The organism is Mesorhizobium sp. BHbdii (genome assembly GCF_053848045.1).
This window is the reverse complement of the sequence record NZ_JBSPKX010000002.1, coordinates 152379-166784: the sequence shown is the minus strand read 5'-3', so window position 1 is coordinate 166784 and position 14406 is coordinate 152379. Positions and strand designations below refer to the sequence as shown.

Annotated in this window: 12 protein-coding genes; 4 read left to right on the top strand and 8 right to left on the bottom strand. The window is 64.1% G+C overall.

Annotated features, from left to right (window positions below):
• Window positions 1-20: 20 nt before the first annotated feature.
• The 5 genes from ACWTU8_RS13470 to puuE all read right to left on the bottom strand — a co-directional run bounded on the left by ACWTU8_RS13470 (window position 21) and on the right by puuE (window position 5512).
• Entirely contained in the window at window positions 21-2006 is a 1986-nt protein-coding gene (locus ACWTU8_RS13470; protein WP_455848559.1) for a CocE/NonD family hydrolase, read from the bottom strand.
• An 83-nt stretch (window positions 2007-2089) separates the two neighbouring features.
• Window positions 2090-2683 (bottom strand): nucleoside deaminase, encoded by a 594-nt coding sequence (locus ACWTU8_RS13465; protein ID WP_455848558.1) that lies wholly within the window; start codon window positions 2681-2683, stop codon window positions 2090-2092.
• Complete coding sequence (locus ACWTU8_RS13460) at window positions 2683-3186, bottom strand: ureidoglycolate lyase (protein WP_455848557.1); 504 nt, start codon at window positions 3184-3186, stop codon at window positions 2683-2685. Before ACWTU8_RS13460 ends, ACWTU8_RS13465 begins: the two co-directional genes overlap by 1 nt.
• Complete coding sequence (locus ACWTU8_RS13455) at window positions 3183-4031, bottom strand: bifunctional allantoicase/(S)-ureidoglycine aminohydrolase (protein WP_455848556.1); 849 nt, start codon at window positions 4029-4031, stop codon at window positions 3183-3185. The genes ACWTU8_RS13460 and ACWTU8_RS13455 overlap by 4 nt, the downstream gene beginning before the upstream one ends.
• A 47-nt stretch (window positions 4032-4078) precedes the next feature.
• Complete coding sequence (gene puuE / locus ACWTU8_RS13450) at window positions 4079-5512, bottom strand: allantoinase PuuE (protein ID WP_455848555.1); 1434 nt, start codon at window positions 5510-5512, stop codon at window positions 4079-4081.
• Window positions 5513-5705: 193 nt separating this feature from the next.
• On the opposite strand from puuE, the gene uraH reads away from it, so the two are divergent.
• From uraH to xdhC, 4 genes are all read left to right on the top strand, one after another.
• Window positions 5706-6080, top strand: coding sequence for a hydroxyisourate hydrolase (gene uraH / locus ACWTU8_RS13445; protein ID WP_029347558.1), 375 nt, complete (start codon window positions 5706-5708; stop codon window positions 6078-6080).
• Window positions 6081-6083: 3 nt separating this feature from the next.
• The gene (gene xdhA, locus ACWTU8_RS13440; RefSeq protein ID WP_455848554.1) at window positions 6084-7565 is read left to right on the top strand and encodes a xanthine dehydrogenase small subunit; all 1482 of its coding nucleotides are present in this window, start codon (window positions 6084-6086) and stop codon (window positions 7563-7565) included.
• Window positions 7565-9913 carry a xanthine dehydrogenase molybdopterin binding subunit gene (gene xdhB / locus ACWTU8_RS13435; RefSeq protein ID WP_455848553.1) on the top strand — a complete coding sequence of 783 codons (2349 nt, stop codon included), beginning with the start codon at window positions 7565-7567 and terminating at the stop codon, window positions 9911-9913. The genes xdhA and xdhB overlap by 1 nt, the downstream gene beginning before the upstream one ends.
• A 73-nt stretch (window positions 9914-9986) precedes the next feature.
• Window positions 9987-11057, top strand: coding sequence for a xanthine dehydrogenase accessory protein XdhC (xdhC, locus tag ACWTU8_RS13430; RefSeq protein WP_455849053.1), 1071 nt, complete (start codon window positions 9987-9989; stop codon window positions 11055-11057).
• Window positions 11058-11082: 25 nt separating this feature from the next.
• Here the strand turns inward: xdhC and ACWTU8_RS13425 are convergent, their stop codons facing one another.
• The 3 genes from ACWTU8_RS13425 to ACWTU8_RS13415 form a co-directional block, all read right to left on the bottom strand.
• Window positions 11083-12354 (bottom strand): LLM class flavin-dependent oxidoreductase, encoded by a 1272-nt coding sequence (locus ACWTU8_RS13425; protein WP_455848552.1) that lies wholly within the window; start codon window positions 12352-12354, stop codon window positions 11083-11085.
• A complete protein-coding gene (locus ACWTU8_RS13420; RefSeq protein ID WP_455848551.1) occupies window positions 12351-13370 on the bottom strand; it encodes an LLM class flavin-dependent oxidoreductase in 1020 nt (339 codons plus the stop codon). The genes ACWTU8_RS13425 and ACWTU8_RS13420 overlap by 4 nt, the downstream gene beginning before the upstream one ends.
• Window positions 13371-13445: 75 nt before the next feature.
• On the bottom strand, window positions 13446-14366 hold the full coding sequence (locus tag ACWTU8_RS13415; protein ID WP_455848550.1) for a LysR family transcriptional regulator: 921 nt from the start codon (window positions 14364-14366) through the stop codon (window positions 13446-13448).
• Window positions 14367-14406: the final 40 nt, after the last annotated feature.

Here is a 14406-nt window from a genome sequence, read left to right as displayed (position 1 = left end):
GGACCAATCCGCATAAGCGCTCAAAGCAGAGCGCGCGGGATTTTCTCTTCGAAATTGCGCTCGAAAACCAGTTTCTCGCCTTCATAGGCTTCGATTCTGGCGTTAACCATAAAGTTTTGCGCGTCGGACCGCATCTCGGCGAAGGTTTCGGTGCGCACCGACCATCCATTTCGCGACAGCGTCTGCGTCCAATGCGTCTTGCCCGACGCTGACAGCGGATTGTCGGGATGGATCGCCCATGTCTCTCGCGCGATGCTGCCATTGGCGAGGCCATGCTCCAGATCGCGCACCTCGCCGAAATCGTCGACGATGGAAAGCGTGACAATTCCGGTCTTTTCGTCGCGATCGACATGACGTTCGGAATTGGCAGCGCGGATCGTTTCGGTCGCCCAAGGCGATGCTGCCTCGGGCGTGGGGAACGTGACTTCATCGCCTTGCGCCAGCGGGCGCAGCGGCAATTTCAGCGTCGCCGCCGACAGGTCGAGCCGGACCGGTTCCGGAGATGGCCAGATCATCGGCCAGTAGGCGTTCGAAACGGCAATACGCAGGCGATGGCCTGATGGCACGCGATAGGCGCATTGGTCGAGCACCACCCGGGCGCTGACGGTTTCGCCCGGCACCAGGGCTTGCGGGAATTCGTGCGAGTTGTGGTGCGTCAGGTTGAGCACGCCGTAGGAGATCAGCTCCGATGCGCCGTCCGGATGCACATCGCACAGCCGGATGGCGATGTTCGCTTGAGGCCGGTCGGACGAAACCCTGACCAGCACTTCCGGTGCGCCGACAATGTCGATCGCCTCAGTCAGCGCCGGCTGGTCGAAACACACCGATAGTGCATCGTCGGGGCGCTGCTCGCCGGGCAATTCCGGGCCGAACGTGAAGGGAAAATATTCGCCGCCGGCAAGGCCGCAGCTTTGCGGTGAAGCCACTATGCTCGGCTTGCTGCCTTCTGCGATCAGCTCGACTTCCTGCGTCTTGATATCAGACGACGGCCACACCGGTTCCGCGACCCAGCGGCCCGGCCGCTCCGGATGCCAGCGTGCGGGGCGGACGCTGTCCATGACATAGGCGCGGTAGGCCGGGTCGTCCTCGACGCCGGTGTCGATGTCCTTCAGCCAGCGGTCCCACCAGCGCAAGGCCTCCTGCAGGAAGCCGAAGCGCGGTTCGGGTGCGGCATAGTGAGGGTATTTGTGGATCCAGGGACCAACGATCCCTTTGACCGGCGCCTCGATATTGGCGGCGAGATGGGAAATGGTATTTCGATAGCCGTCATGCCAGCCGCCGATCGACAGCACCGCAGCTTGGATGGCCGAATAGTCCTCGCAGATCGAGCCGCGCCTCCAATAGGCGTCGCGGTGCTGATGCTTCAGCCACAGCGGCGCCAGGAAGGGCTGGTTCTCCAGCCGGGTCAGCCACAGGTCGCGCCACCTGACGTCGCCGGCCAGCAGCGGATCCGGCGGCCGCGAGGAATAGGACAGCATGGTCGAGGCCCAGCCGAAATTCTCGATCAGCAGGCAGCCGCCCTTGTAGTGGATGTCGTCGGCATAGCGGTCGACGGTCGAGCACAGGCTGATGACTGCCTTTAGCGCCGGCGGCTGCTTGGCAGCCGTCTGCAGGCAGTTGAAGCCGCCCCAGGAGATGCCCATCATGCCGACACTGCCGTTGCACCAGGGCTGGGCCGCCGCCCAGGCAATCACGTCGCAAGCGTCCTGCAATTCCTGCTCGGAATATTCGTCATCCATCAGCCCTTCGGAATCGCCATTGCCACGCATGTCGACGCGGATCGAGGCGTAGCCGTGGCCCGCGAAATAGGGATGCGTCAGCTGATCGCGAAAGATCGTGCCGTCGCGCTTGCGGTAGGGCAGGTGCTCGAGGATCGCCGGCACCGGATCGTCGGCAGCATCGGCCGGCATCCATACCCGCGCCGACAGCCGGCAGCCATCCGGCATGACGATGCCCATGTCAGGAAATTCGACGACCTTGCGGGGAAATTCTGTGACGGTTTTCATGCGGCGCTCCTGGCTGGCCGCATGATGGAGCCCGAGCCTGCCGCGTCGTGGGCCAGCCAACGAATTCGGCTGGTCAATCCGCGTCAATTCAACGGAATGTCGTTTTCGGCCTTGCTCGCCTGATAGGCGCCGGACAATTCGTCGTAGCGCTCGGCGATCTTGCCGATTCTCGCTTCCAGCCGCGGGCGCTCGGCCTCGGACAACGACCGCACCAGTTTGCGGATCGAAAAGCTCTTCCAATAGACGTTCTCGGCATTGTAGCCACCGGGGTCGAGGGTGAAGACCTCCTTCAGGATCTTCAGGTCGTGAGGGATGGCAAAGCTGTCGCGCGAATCCTCGTGGCTGAACAAATAGTAGAAATTATCGAAACCGGTCCAGGTGATCGCCGACAGGCACAGCGAGCAGGGTTCGTGCGTGGCGAGGAAGATCGCGTCCTTGGTATCGACGCGCTCGGCCTTCGGCATTTCATAGAACCGCTTTAGGCAATGCACCTCGCCATGCCAGAGCGGACTTTCCGTCTCGTTGTTGGTTTCGGCGAGCACCAGCGAGCGATCATCCTTTCTCAGGATCGCCGCGCCGAACAGCTTATTGCCGTGGGCGACGCCTTCGGTGGTCTTCGGTATGATGTCGTGCTCGATCACGTCGAGCAGGCGATCGATCAGCGAGACGTCGGCCATCAGGCGGTCCCGTCGGGGAGATCGATCTCGTAGGCGTGCGAGAAATGGCACTCTTCGAGATTGGAGCCGTCGCCACCGCGGTCGACGACGAGAAAGTCCTGGGCCTCGCCGATCGGCGTCAGCACGCCGTGCCACCGATTGCGCGGATAGTTGATGCCTTGCCCGGGCGCGGTGATGAAGGCGTGCGGCTCACCAGGGCCGTCGTCGCCATCATGGCAGACGACGACCAGGAACGGCCGTGGCGACAGCGGGATGAAAGCCTGGCTGCCGAACGGGTGACGCTCGACCATGGTGAGCTTCAGCGGAAAATCGTAAGGCGTGCCGCGCACCATGGAGATCAGCACGCGCGCATTCGGCCCCAACGCTTCGGCGGTGGCGAGGTCGTGATAGCGCTCGGCCTTGCCGCCATTGATCGGATAGTGATTGTCGCCGCCCATATCGATGACGTCGCCGAATTCGGCGAAGGTCTCGCGGGTCAGCGGCCGGGCGACGATTCGGGTCATGGCGCGCGCCTCGCGACGCCGGCGCCGCCAAGCTGGGCATGCCGGTTGACGTCCTTGTAAAGCAGGTAGCGGAATTTTCCGGGACCGCCGGCATAGCAGGCCTGCGGGCAGAAGGCGCGCAGCCACATATAGTCGCCGGCCTCGACCTCGACCCAGTCCTGGTTGAGGCGGTAGACCGCCTTGCCTTCCAGCACGTAGAGACCGTGCTCCATCACATGAGTCTCGGCGAACGGGATGACCGCGCCCGGCTCAAGCGTGACGATGGTGACATGCATGTCGTGGCGCATGTCGGCCGGATCGACGAAGCGCGTCGTCGCCCATCTGCCTTCGGTGCCCGGCATCGGCGTGGGCGCGGTGTCTCGTTCCTTGGCGAAGAAGGCTTGCGGTACATCGATGCCCTCGACGGCGTCGTAAGCCTTGCGGATCCAGTGGAAGCGGACAGCAGCACCGCTCTCGTTGCGAACGGTCCATCCGCTGGCCGGCGGCAGGAAAGCAAAGCCACCCGGCTGCAGGACATGTTTCTCGCCAGCAAGCAAAACGGTCAGCTCGCCCTCAACCACGAACAAGGCGCCTTCGGCGCCGGCATCCGGTTCAGGCCGGTGGCTGCCGCCGCCGGGCGCGACCTCGACGATATATTGCGAAAACGTCTCGGCGAAGCCGGACAGCGGGCGCGACAGCACCCAGACGCGGGTCTTTTCCCAGAACGGCAGGGCGCTGGTGACGATGTCCTGCATCACGCCCCGTGGAATGACCGCATAGGCCTCGGTGAAGACAGCCCGGCCGGTCAGCAGCTCACTCTGGCCGGGGTGGCCGCCCTGCGGCGCGTAGTAGAATCGGTCGGCCATTTTCACACCATATCCATAAGTTCAAAGCCTATTGCGGAAGCCAAAGCCTATCGCGGGAGTATGTCCCTGAGGCGGAGCAGTGCGATGCGCTCGACCTGTTTGCAGGCGGTGTCGAATTCAACGTCGTGGCTGTTGCCGATGCGCGCCTCGAACTCTGCCAGGATTTCCGCCTTGGTTTTGCCTTTCACCGCGACAATGAAGGGAAAGCCAAAGGAAGTGACGTAGGCGGCATTGAGTTTGGAGAACAACTCCCGCTCCTTGTCGGTCAGCGCGTCGAGCCCGGCGGAAGCCTGTTCCCTCGTCGATTCCGCCGACAGCCGCTTGGCCTGCGCCAGTTTGCCGGCAAGGTCGGGATGGGCCTTGAGCACGGAGAGCCGCTCGGCCTCGCTGGCGCCGCGAAAGACGCGGCACAGCGCATTGTGGAGGCCGCCGGCACTGTCATGCGCCGGGCCGAGTTCCAGTTCGAAGGCGCGCTCGGCGATCCACGGCGAATGCTCGAACACGGCACCGAATGCATGGACGAAGGCCTCGAACTCCATTTTCGACGGGCGCAGCGCCGGCGGCCGGAAGGGATGGGTCTCTTGCCAGTGCCTAGCGATATCGATGCGCCGCGCCAACCAGACCCTGTCGTGCGATCTGACGTAGTCGACGAAGCGCTTCAGCGCCGCGGCCCGGCCCGGCCGGCCGACGAGGCGGCAGTGCAGGCCGATATTCATCATGCGCGGCCTGCCTGCCTTGCCCTCGGCGTAGAGCGTGTCGAAACTATCCCTGAGATAGGCAAAAAACTGGTCGCCCGAGTTGAAGCCCTGCGGCGTGGCGAAGCGCATGTCGTTGGCATCGAGCGTATAGGGGATGATGAGCTGCGGCTTTGTCGACCCGTCCGGCCCGTCATGCTCGAACCAGTAGGGCAACTCGTCGTCATAAGTGTCCGACACATAGTCGAAGCCGCCTTCTTCCGCCGCCAGCCGCACGGTGTTGATCGACGTGCGGCCGGTGTACCAGCCTGCCGGCCGCGCCCCAGTGACCTCGTAGTGCAGCTGGATCGCCGCTTCCATGTCGCGGCGCTCGTCCTCCGGCGCATGGTCGCGGTAGTCGATCCATCTCAGCCCGTGCGAGGCGATTTCCCAGCCGGCCTCCTGCATCGCTGCGACCTGGTCGGGCGAGCGCGCCAGCGCTGTGGCGACGCCGTAGCAGGTGACCGGTACCTCAGCCTCGGTGAACAGGCGCAGCAATCGCCAGAAGCCGGCGCGGGCGCCATATTCGTAGATCGATTCCATGTTCCGGTGGCGCTGCCCGGGCCATGGCGCGGCGCCGACGATCTCGGACAGGAAGGCTTCCGAAGCCTTGTCGCCATGCAGGACGCAGTTCTCGCCGCCTTCCTCGTAATTGACGACGAACTGCACTGCGACATGCGCCCCGCCAGGCCACTTCGGATCCGGCGGATTGGCGCCGTAGCCGCGCATGTCTCGTTCGTACCGCATCGTTGCTCCTGCCGGATTGTGTGATCAGGATAGTCGAAAGCGCCGTTTGCGCATTCCCCCGAAAATTTTGAAAGTGTTTTTGCAGCACTCCGCTCGACCGGGACTTATGCATCGCCTTTAATTGGCGCACAATTCGTCAAACATGTTCGGCTGTACCGGGCATGTTCGACTGTACCGGGAATGGGAGCAGCCAGTGGCGGAAACGTCGAAAGCCGAAGGCGGACGTCTGACGACCCATGTCCTCGACACCGCGACCGGCCGGCCGGCGGCAGGTCTGTCGATCGAGCTTTACCGCATCAACGACGATATGCGGACGCATCTGAAGACGACGGTCACCAATGCCGACGGCCGCTGTGACGCGCCGCTGCTTGCCGACGCGGAATTCCGCACCGGCGAATACGAGCTGGTCTTCGCGGCCGGCGACTATCTGCGCCGGCAGGGATTGAGGCTGCCGGAACCGGCCTTCCTCGACAGCGTGCCGATCCGCTTCGGCATGGCCGAGCTGGTGCACTATCATGTGCCGCTGCTTATATCGCCCTACGGCTATTCGACTTATCGAGGGAGCTGACACATGGCCGGGCTCAAGACACGCAATGAGATACGCTTCATCCTCAATGGCGAGCATGTTGCGCTGACCAGGGTCGCGCCTGAGGAGACCTTGCTAGACTGGCTGCGGCTCGAGCGCACGCTGCGAGGCACCAAGGAAGGCTGCGCCGAAGGCGATTGCGGCGCTTGTACCGTGCTGATCGGAAGGCTCTCAGCCGGCCGGCTGGTATATGAAAGCGTCAATGCCTGCATCCGCTTCCTCGGTTCGCTCGATGGCACGCATGTCGTGACCGTCGAGCATCTGCGTGGCGACGGCGATAGGCTGCATCCGGTGCAGCAGGCCATGGTCGACTTTCACGGCTCGCAATGCGGCTTCTGCACGCCGGGCTTCGTCATGTCGCTTTACGCTCTGTGGATGCGGTCGCCGGAGCCGTCGGATGCGGCCATCGAAAAGGCGCTGCAGGGTAATCTCTGCCGCTGCACCGGCTACGAGGCGATCGTCCGCGCCGCGCGTGCCATCTCCAGCTACGGCAAGGCGGCAAAGGACCCGCTGGCTGCGGAGCGCAAGGCGATCGCCGAGAAGCTTGCGGCCATGAAAGACGGCGAGCGCATCGAGATCGGCGCCGGCAAGCAGCGGCTGGTCGTGCCGGCCGATGCCGACGACCTCGCCGCCGTGCTGGACAAGGAGCCGGGCGCCACCATCGTTGCCGGTTCGACCGATGTCGGCCTGTGGGTGACCAAGCATATGCGCGAGATTTCGCCGGCGATCTTCATCGGCAATCTCGACGGGCTCTGCGCGATTTCCGAGGACAAGGGCGTCATCTCGATCGGCGCCGGTGTCACCTATACGGAGGCCTTTTCGACGCTGGCGAAACGCATCCCGGCGCTCGGGACGCTGTTCGATCGCATCGGCGGCGATCAGGTGCGCAATATGGGTACGATCGGCGGCAACATCGCCAATGGCTCGCCGATCGGCGACACGCCGCCGCCGCTGATTGCACTCGGTGCGCAGCTGACGCTGCGCCGGGGCAACAAGCGGCGGACGATCCCGCTCGAAGATTTCTTCATCGCCTATGGCAAGCAGGACCGGCAGCCGGGCGAGTTCGTCGAGGCCGTGCATGTCCCGGTACCCGCGAAAGGCACGAAGTTTGGGGTCTACAAGATCACCAAGCGTCGCGACGAGGACATCACCGCAGCACTTGGCGCATTCCTGCTGACCCTGGCCAGCGACGACATGGTGACGGATATCCGCATCGCCTATGGCGGCATGGCGGCAACGCCCAAGCGGGCTTTCAGCGTGGAAAAGGCGTTGCTCGGCAGGCCCTGGACCGAGGCGACAGTCGACGCGGCGATGGCCGAATATGCCAGGGATTTCACCCCGCTGACCGACATGCGGGCGAGCGCCGAATATCGGGCGCTAGCGGCACGGAACCTGCTGTTGCGCTTCTTTGCCGAGACCAGCGGCACCAAGGCGCCGATCCAGGTTTCGCGGCACGAGGCGGCGTGATGACCAAGCACGCTCCCAACCTCAAGGCGCAAAAAATTTCCGGTGGCGTTGCCGCCGACCAGCGCCATGATTCTGCGCACAAGCATGTCAGCGGCACGGCCGTCTATATCGACGACATGCCGGAATCATCAGGCACGCTGCATGGCTGCCTCGGGCTTTCGACGGCCGCGCACGCCACCATCACCAGCATGGACCTGTCGGCGGTGCGCGCAGCACCCGGTGTCGTCGACGTACTGACGGCGAGCGACGTGCCGGGTGAAAACGACATTTCGCCGACCGGCCGTCACGACGAGCCGGTGCTGGCCGACGGCAAGGTACAATTCTTTGGCCAGCCGATCTTCTGCGTCGTCGCCGAAACGCGCGAGCAGGCGCGCCGCGCCACAAGGCTGGCCAAGGTCGAATACAAGGAATTGCCCTTCGTCACCGACGTCGGCGTGCTCGATCCCAGCAAGGACAAGCTGGTCACGCCGCCGTTGACCCTGAGGCGCGGCGATGCAGCGGCTGCGATCAAAGCGGCGCCGCGCCGGCTGAAGGGAAAAATGCGCATCGGCGGTCAGGACCATTTTTATCTCGAAGGCCAGATCGCCATGGCCATTCCCGGCGAGGATCAGGACGTCACGATTTATTCCTCCACCCAGCATCCGAGCGAAGTCCAGCACATGGTCAGCCATGCGCTCGGCGTGCCAAGCCATGCCGTCACGGTCGAGATCCGCCGTATGGGCGGCGGCTTTGGCGGCAAGGAAACGCAAGGCAACCAATTTGCCGCGCTCGCGGCGATTGCTGCGAAAAAACACCACCGCGCGGTTAAAATCCGGCCCGACCGCGACGACGACATGATCGCCACCGGCAAGCGCCACGACTTTCTGGTCGATTACGAGGTTGGCTTCGACGACGAGGGCAATATTCTCGGCGTCGATTTCATGTTCGCGGCGCGCTGCGGCTTCTCGGCGGACCTTTCAGGCCCGGTCACCGATCGCGCGCTGTTCCACTGCGACAATACCTATTTCTGGCCGGCGGTTCATGCGCAATCGGCACCGCTCTACACCAACACCGTGTCGAACACCGCCTTCCGCGGCTTCGGCGGGCCGCAAGGCATGGTCGGGGCCGAGCGCGTCATCGACGAGGTCGCCTTTGCCGTTAGCAAGGACCCGCTCGAGATCCGCAAGAAGAACTTTTATGGCACCTCAGACCGCAACGTCACGCCCTATCACCAGACGGTCGAAGACAACATCATCCACCGCATCGTCGCCGAACTGGAGGCGAGTTGCGACTATGCGCGGCGTCGCCGCACCATTGAAGCCTTCAACGCAAACAGCCGCTTCATCAAGCGCGGATTGGCGCTAACGCCGGTCAAATTCGGCATCTCGTTCACCGCTACGCATTACAACCAGGCCGGCGCGCTGGTGCATGTTTACACCGACGGTTCGGTGCATCTGAACCATGGCGGCACCGAAATGGGGCAGGGCCTCTACGTCAAGGTGGCGCAGGTTGTGGCGGAAGAGTTCCAGATCGACCTCGACCAGGTCAAGATCACCGCAACGACGACCGGCAAGGTGCCGAACACCTCGGCGACCGCCGCGTCGTCAGGTTCCGACCTCAACGGCATGGCGGCGCAGAACGCAGCCCGGCAGATCAAAGAGCGGCTGACCAATTTCGCCGCCGAACAATACCAGGTGCCACGCGACCAGGTGCTGTTCCTGCCCAACCGGGTGCGCATCGGCAACCAGGAGATCGCCTTCGCCGATCTCGTCAGGCAGGCCTACATGGCCCGAATCCAGCTTTCGGCGGCGGGCTTCTACAAGACGCCGAAAATCCACTGGGATCGCGACAAGGGCGAGGGTCGCCCCTTCTATTATTTCGCCTACGGCGCCGCGTGCTCGGAAGTGTCGGTCGACACGCTGACCGGCGAATACATGGTCGAGCGCACCGACATCCTGCACGAGACCGGCCGCTCGCTGAACCGCGCCATCGACCTCGGCCAGGTCGAGGGCGGTTTCATCCAGGGCATGGGCTGGCTGACGACGGAGGAACTTTGGTGGGACGACAAGGGCCGGCTGCGCACCCATGCGCCGTCGACCTACAAAATCCCCTTGGCCTCGGACCGACCGAAGATCTTTAACGTGACACTGGCCGACTGGCCTGAGGCGCACGAGCCGACGGTGCACCGCTCCAAGGCGGTCGGCGAGCCGCCGCTCCCGCTCGGCATGTCGGTGCTGCATGCTCTGTCGGATGCGGTGGCGAGCGTTGCCGACCACCGGATCTGCCCGCGCCTCGATCCACCGGCGACGCCGGAGCGTGTGCTGATGGCGATCGAACGGCTGAAGAGGGAAGCCAAGACCAGCACGTGACCAGTCTTTGGAATCCCAGAAAGCGTGCAATTCAGGCCGAAAACTCTATATTTTCCGATAGGGAATGCGAATGATGACCTCGAAAGTGCAAAGCTTGAAAGCCTTTCTTGCCGACGCCGGCCGGGTCGCCCTGGTCGAGGTGGCCGGGACAAGAGGTTCGACGCCGCGCGAGAAGGGCGCCTTCATGCTCGTCTCGGGCGCGGCAAGTTTTGGCACGATCGGCGGCGGCCAACTCGAATACATGGCAATCGACAAGGCGCGGCAGATGCTTTTCTCCCCCCTTGAGGAGGGTGAGGAGAGGTCGGCCAATGGCCGAGAAAAAGCCAACGATTTGGCTTTTTGCGCGACGAACGACCGGAGCCATACGGAAGGGCAGGCCGCGAAGCGGCCAGAGGGCGTCGTCTCAGAAGGCATCGCCAGAGCGTCGAGCACTGCCGCGGCGACCCGACCCGACGGCTTCGCCGCCGCCCTCGCCTCAAGGGGGAGGGATGTCAGCGCCACGCTCGATATCCCGCTCGGACCCGAAATCGGCCAGTGCTGCGGCGGCAGGGTCGAGGTGTCGATCCGGCTGGTCGACGCTGCGTTGGCGCAAGAGCTGATTGCGGCCGCGGAAGCCGAGGAGGCTCAACTGCCGCATGTCTATATCTTCGGCGGTGGTCATGTCGGCCAGGCGTTGGCCTCGGCGGTGGCCTTGCTGCCGGTCCGTGTCGTCGTTGTCGAGACGCGGGTCGAGGCGCTGGAGGGCATGCCGGACACGGTCGAAACCAGCCTGACGCCAATGCCCGAGGCTGTGGTGCGCGAGGCTCCGCCCGGGAGCGCCTTCGTCGTCCTCACCCACGACCACGCGCTGGATTTCCTGATCGCCACCGAGGCGCTGAAACGCCGGGATGCCGCCTATGTCGGCATGATCGGCTCGAAGACCAAAAAGGCGACGTTCAGGAGCTGGTTCCTGAAGTCAACGGACGGCAGCGAGGCGGAATTTGCCCGCCTGGTCTCGCCGATCGGCGGTGAAACGGTCAAGGACAAGCGCCCGCAGGTGATCGCGGCACTGGCCGCCGCCGAGATCATGACGGCGCTGGCCGCGCATGCCACGGCGTCAGCCGCTCCGCAACCCGCCTCTCGTGGCAAGGCAATGGCCGGCTGACAGCCAAGCGCCCACAGCCTGCTGCTCACATCGGCCGTTTCATACCCAGATGGTCGCGCAGCGTGCTGCCTTCATAGTCGGTGCGGAACAGGCCGCGCCGCTGCAGCTCCGGCACGACAAGCACGGCAAAGGCATCAAGCTCGCCAGGAAAATAGGACGGCATGACGTTGAAGCCGTCTGCCGCGCCACCCTCGAAGCGTGCCTCGAGCTCGTCGGCGATCTGGGCCGGCGTTCCGACGACGCGCCAGTGGCCGCGAGCGCCGGCGAAATGGCGGGCAAGCTGGCGAATCGAAAGGTTGTCGCGGCGCGACTGCTCGATGACCAGCGCCTGCCGGCTCTGCATGCCTTCGCTGGCCGGCAGCTCCGGCAGCGGTCCATCTATGGGATAGCGCCACAGATCGGAAATGCTGAGATAGCTGGAAAGCAACGCCACGCCGACATCGTCGGGGATCAGCTCCTGCAGCTCCTCATATTTGGCCGTGGCTTCCGCTTCGGTTGCCGCCACGATCGGTGCGACGCCCGGCATGATCTTGATGTCGTCCGGCTCGCGCCCATAGGTCGCCAGACGCCCCTTGAGATCATCATAGAAGGTCTTCGCCTCCTCGAATGTCTGCGCTGCCGTGAACACGACATCAGCGGTCCGGGCGGCAAGATCCCTGCCCTCGTCCGATGCTCCGGCCTGAACCATGACCGGTGCGCCCTGGGGCGAGCGCGGCAGATCGAGTGGGTCCCGCACTGAAAAGCTTCTGCCGTCGTGACCAGGTCCGGAAACCCCGTCCAGCTTGCCTTGCCAGAGTGCGGTAACCACGGCAGCGAATTCGCGCGCGCGCTCATAACGGTCGGCGTGCGGGCGCAGGCCGGTCGCGCCGAAATTAGCCGCTTCGATGTGGCTGGCGGAGGTGACAAGGTTCCAGCCGGCACGGCCGCCACTCAGATGATCGAGCGACAAGAAGGTCCGCGCCAACCCGTAAGGCTCGGTATAGCTCGTCGATGCCGTGGATACGAGGCCGATGCGGCTGGTCTGGGCCGCGAGAGCCGAAAGCAGGCTGATCGGTTCGAAGCCGATCGAGCGTGACGTCTGGCTGGCGATGTTGATATCGGCCTCGCGCACGCCGGCGGCGTCCTCGCAGAAGATCATGTCGAATTTCGCCGCCTCCGCCGTTCGCGCCAGCTGGATGTAGTGCTCGATGTCGACGCCTGCCGTCACATGCGCTTTTGGGTGGCGCCAGGCGGCAATGTGGTGGCCTGTTGCCCACAGGAACGCCCCGAGCTTCATCTGACGTCGATGGGCGGTCATCGTTCATCTCCCCCAGCAAGTCCGAGATGGGAGCGCAGCGTCGCGCCGGGATAATCCGACCGGAGAAGGCCGCGACGGCGAAGCTCCGGCAGCACGAGGTCGACGAAATCGTCGAGCACAGATAGCGCCGGTGGCATGAGTATGTTGAAACCATCGCAGCTTTTCGATCGGAAGGGCTCTTCGAGCCTATCCGCGATCAGGTCCGGCCTGGCGGCCATGTCAGCACCCGGCGCGACGGTCATCAGCACCTTTGTCGCGCCAGGACTGCGCCCGAACGCAAGCTGGCGCTTCAGATCGTCGGGCTTCGCGCCCGCGATCGATGGCTCCTCCAGCAGGATGACATCGGCGAAGCGGGCGGCGATCTCCATGTCGGGCTCCGACAGGCCTGACATGACGAGCACCGGCATATCCTGCGGCGAGCGTGCAACGTTCAGTGGCCCGCGCACAGAGAAAAACTCGCCCTTGTGGTCGAGCAGGTGCATCTTTTCGGGATCGAAGAAGCGGCCGCCGCGCTGGTCGAACAGCAGGGCATCCGCATCCCAACCTCTCCACAAGCCCCGCACGATCCCGATGAATTCTTCCGCGCGTCGGCGGAAATCGTCGCGGGAAAACCCTTCCGGACGGCTGAAATTGGTCGCCTCGCGCGGATCGGGGACCATGCTCGCGTGCCACCCGGCACGGCCATGGCTGATGACGTCGAGCGATGCGAAACGGCGCGCGAGGTTGTAGGGCTGGTGGGCGACCGTCGACGCCGCGGCGACGAGGCCGATCCTGCTGGTAATCGTCGCAAGCGCTGCCAGCAGGGTCGTCGCTTCGAAGGGCACTTGCCGGTTCGGTGCGTCGCCGCCTGCAGCCGGCGCGGAATCAGCAAGCAGCACCATATCCAGCCCGGCCGTCTCGGCCTTTTGCACAAACCGGGCCAAAAGAGTGAAATCCGGACCGGCGTCGGATGGAGGGGAAAGAGCGCTTTCCGGAAACAGTGAAACGGCGAGATGCATTTTGGCACCGCTGGCCATCGGTCTTCCCTGGTGAGTGAATTCCGCAGGGACTATCTTCGCCGGCTTGACGGGACGCAACCGGCCAGCCGGCGATCATTTGCCCGCCAGAATATCCTTGATCAGCCGTTGGCAGCGCTCGGCCATGAAATCGAGCAGCAGCCGCACCTTCGGGTCCTGCAGCTTCTTGTGCGGGTAGACGGCGGCGAACTGCACCGGTGTCGGCGGCGTGTCGGGCAGGATCACCTTCAGCCGCCGGTCGCGGATGAACGGCTCGACCTCGAAGCGCGGCTTGTTGATGATGCCGCGGCCGGACAGCGCCCAGCCGGTCAGCACGTCGCCGTCGTCGGTGTCATAAGGCCCATGCACTTCGAATTTCCGCGGGCCGTCAGCCGTCTGCAGCGTCCAGACGTATTCGCGCGCGCCGGAATAGCGAAGCATCAGGCAGTCGTGCTTCTTGCCGATCAATTCCTGCGGTTCGGTCGGCTCACCGCGCGTCTCAAGATATTTCGGCGCCGCCACCAGCACCCGCTCGCACTCCATGATGCCGCGCATCCTGAGGCTGGAGTCCTCGATGATACCGAGCCGGAAGGCAACGTCGATGCCTTCCTTCATGATGTCGACATTGTGGTCTGAAAGCCTCAGCCGTACCTCGATATCAGGGTATTTGTCGTGGAAATCTGGGATGCCCGAGGCCACCAGCCGCCGGCCGAGGCCGAGCGGCGCTGTCACCTTGATGGTGCCGCGCGGCTGGCCTGACAACGCGCTGACCGCGGCCTCCGCCTCGTTGACCGCCTCAAGCACCTGCTTGGCGCCGGAGTAGAACACCGTGCCGTGCTCGGTCGGCATTAATTGCCGCGTCGTGCGGTTGAACAGCCTGACACCAAGGTGCTTTTCAAGCTCCTTGATGCGGTTGGAGGCGACCGCCGGCGAAATGCGCATGTCGCGGCCCGCCGCCGATAGATTGCCAAGCTCGACGACGCGGACGAAAACGGCGATGTTGTCGAGGTAGGCCATGCGGCTTAGGGCTCTCATACGGCTGCGTAGGAATAACCCT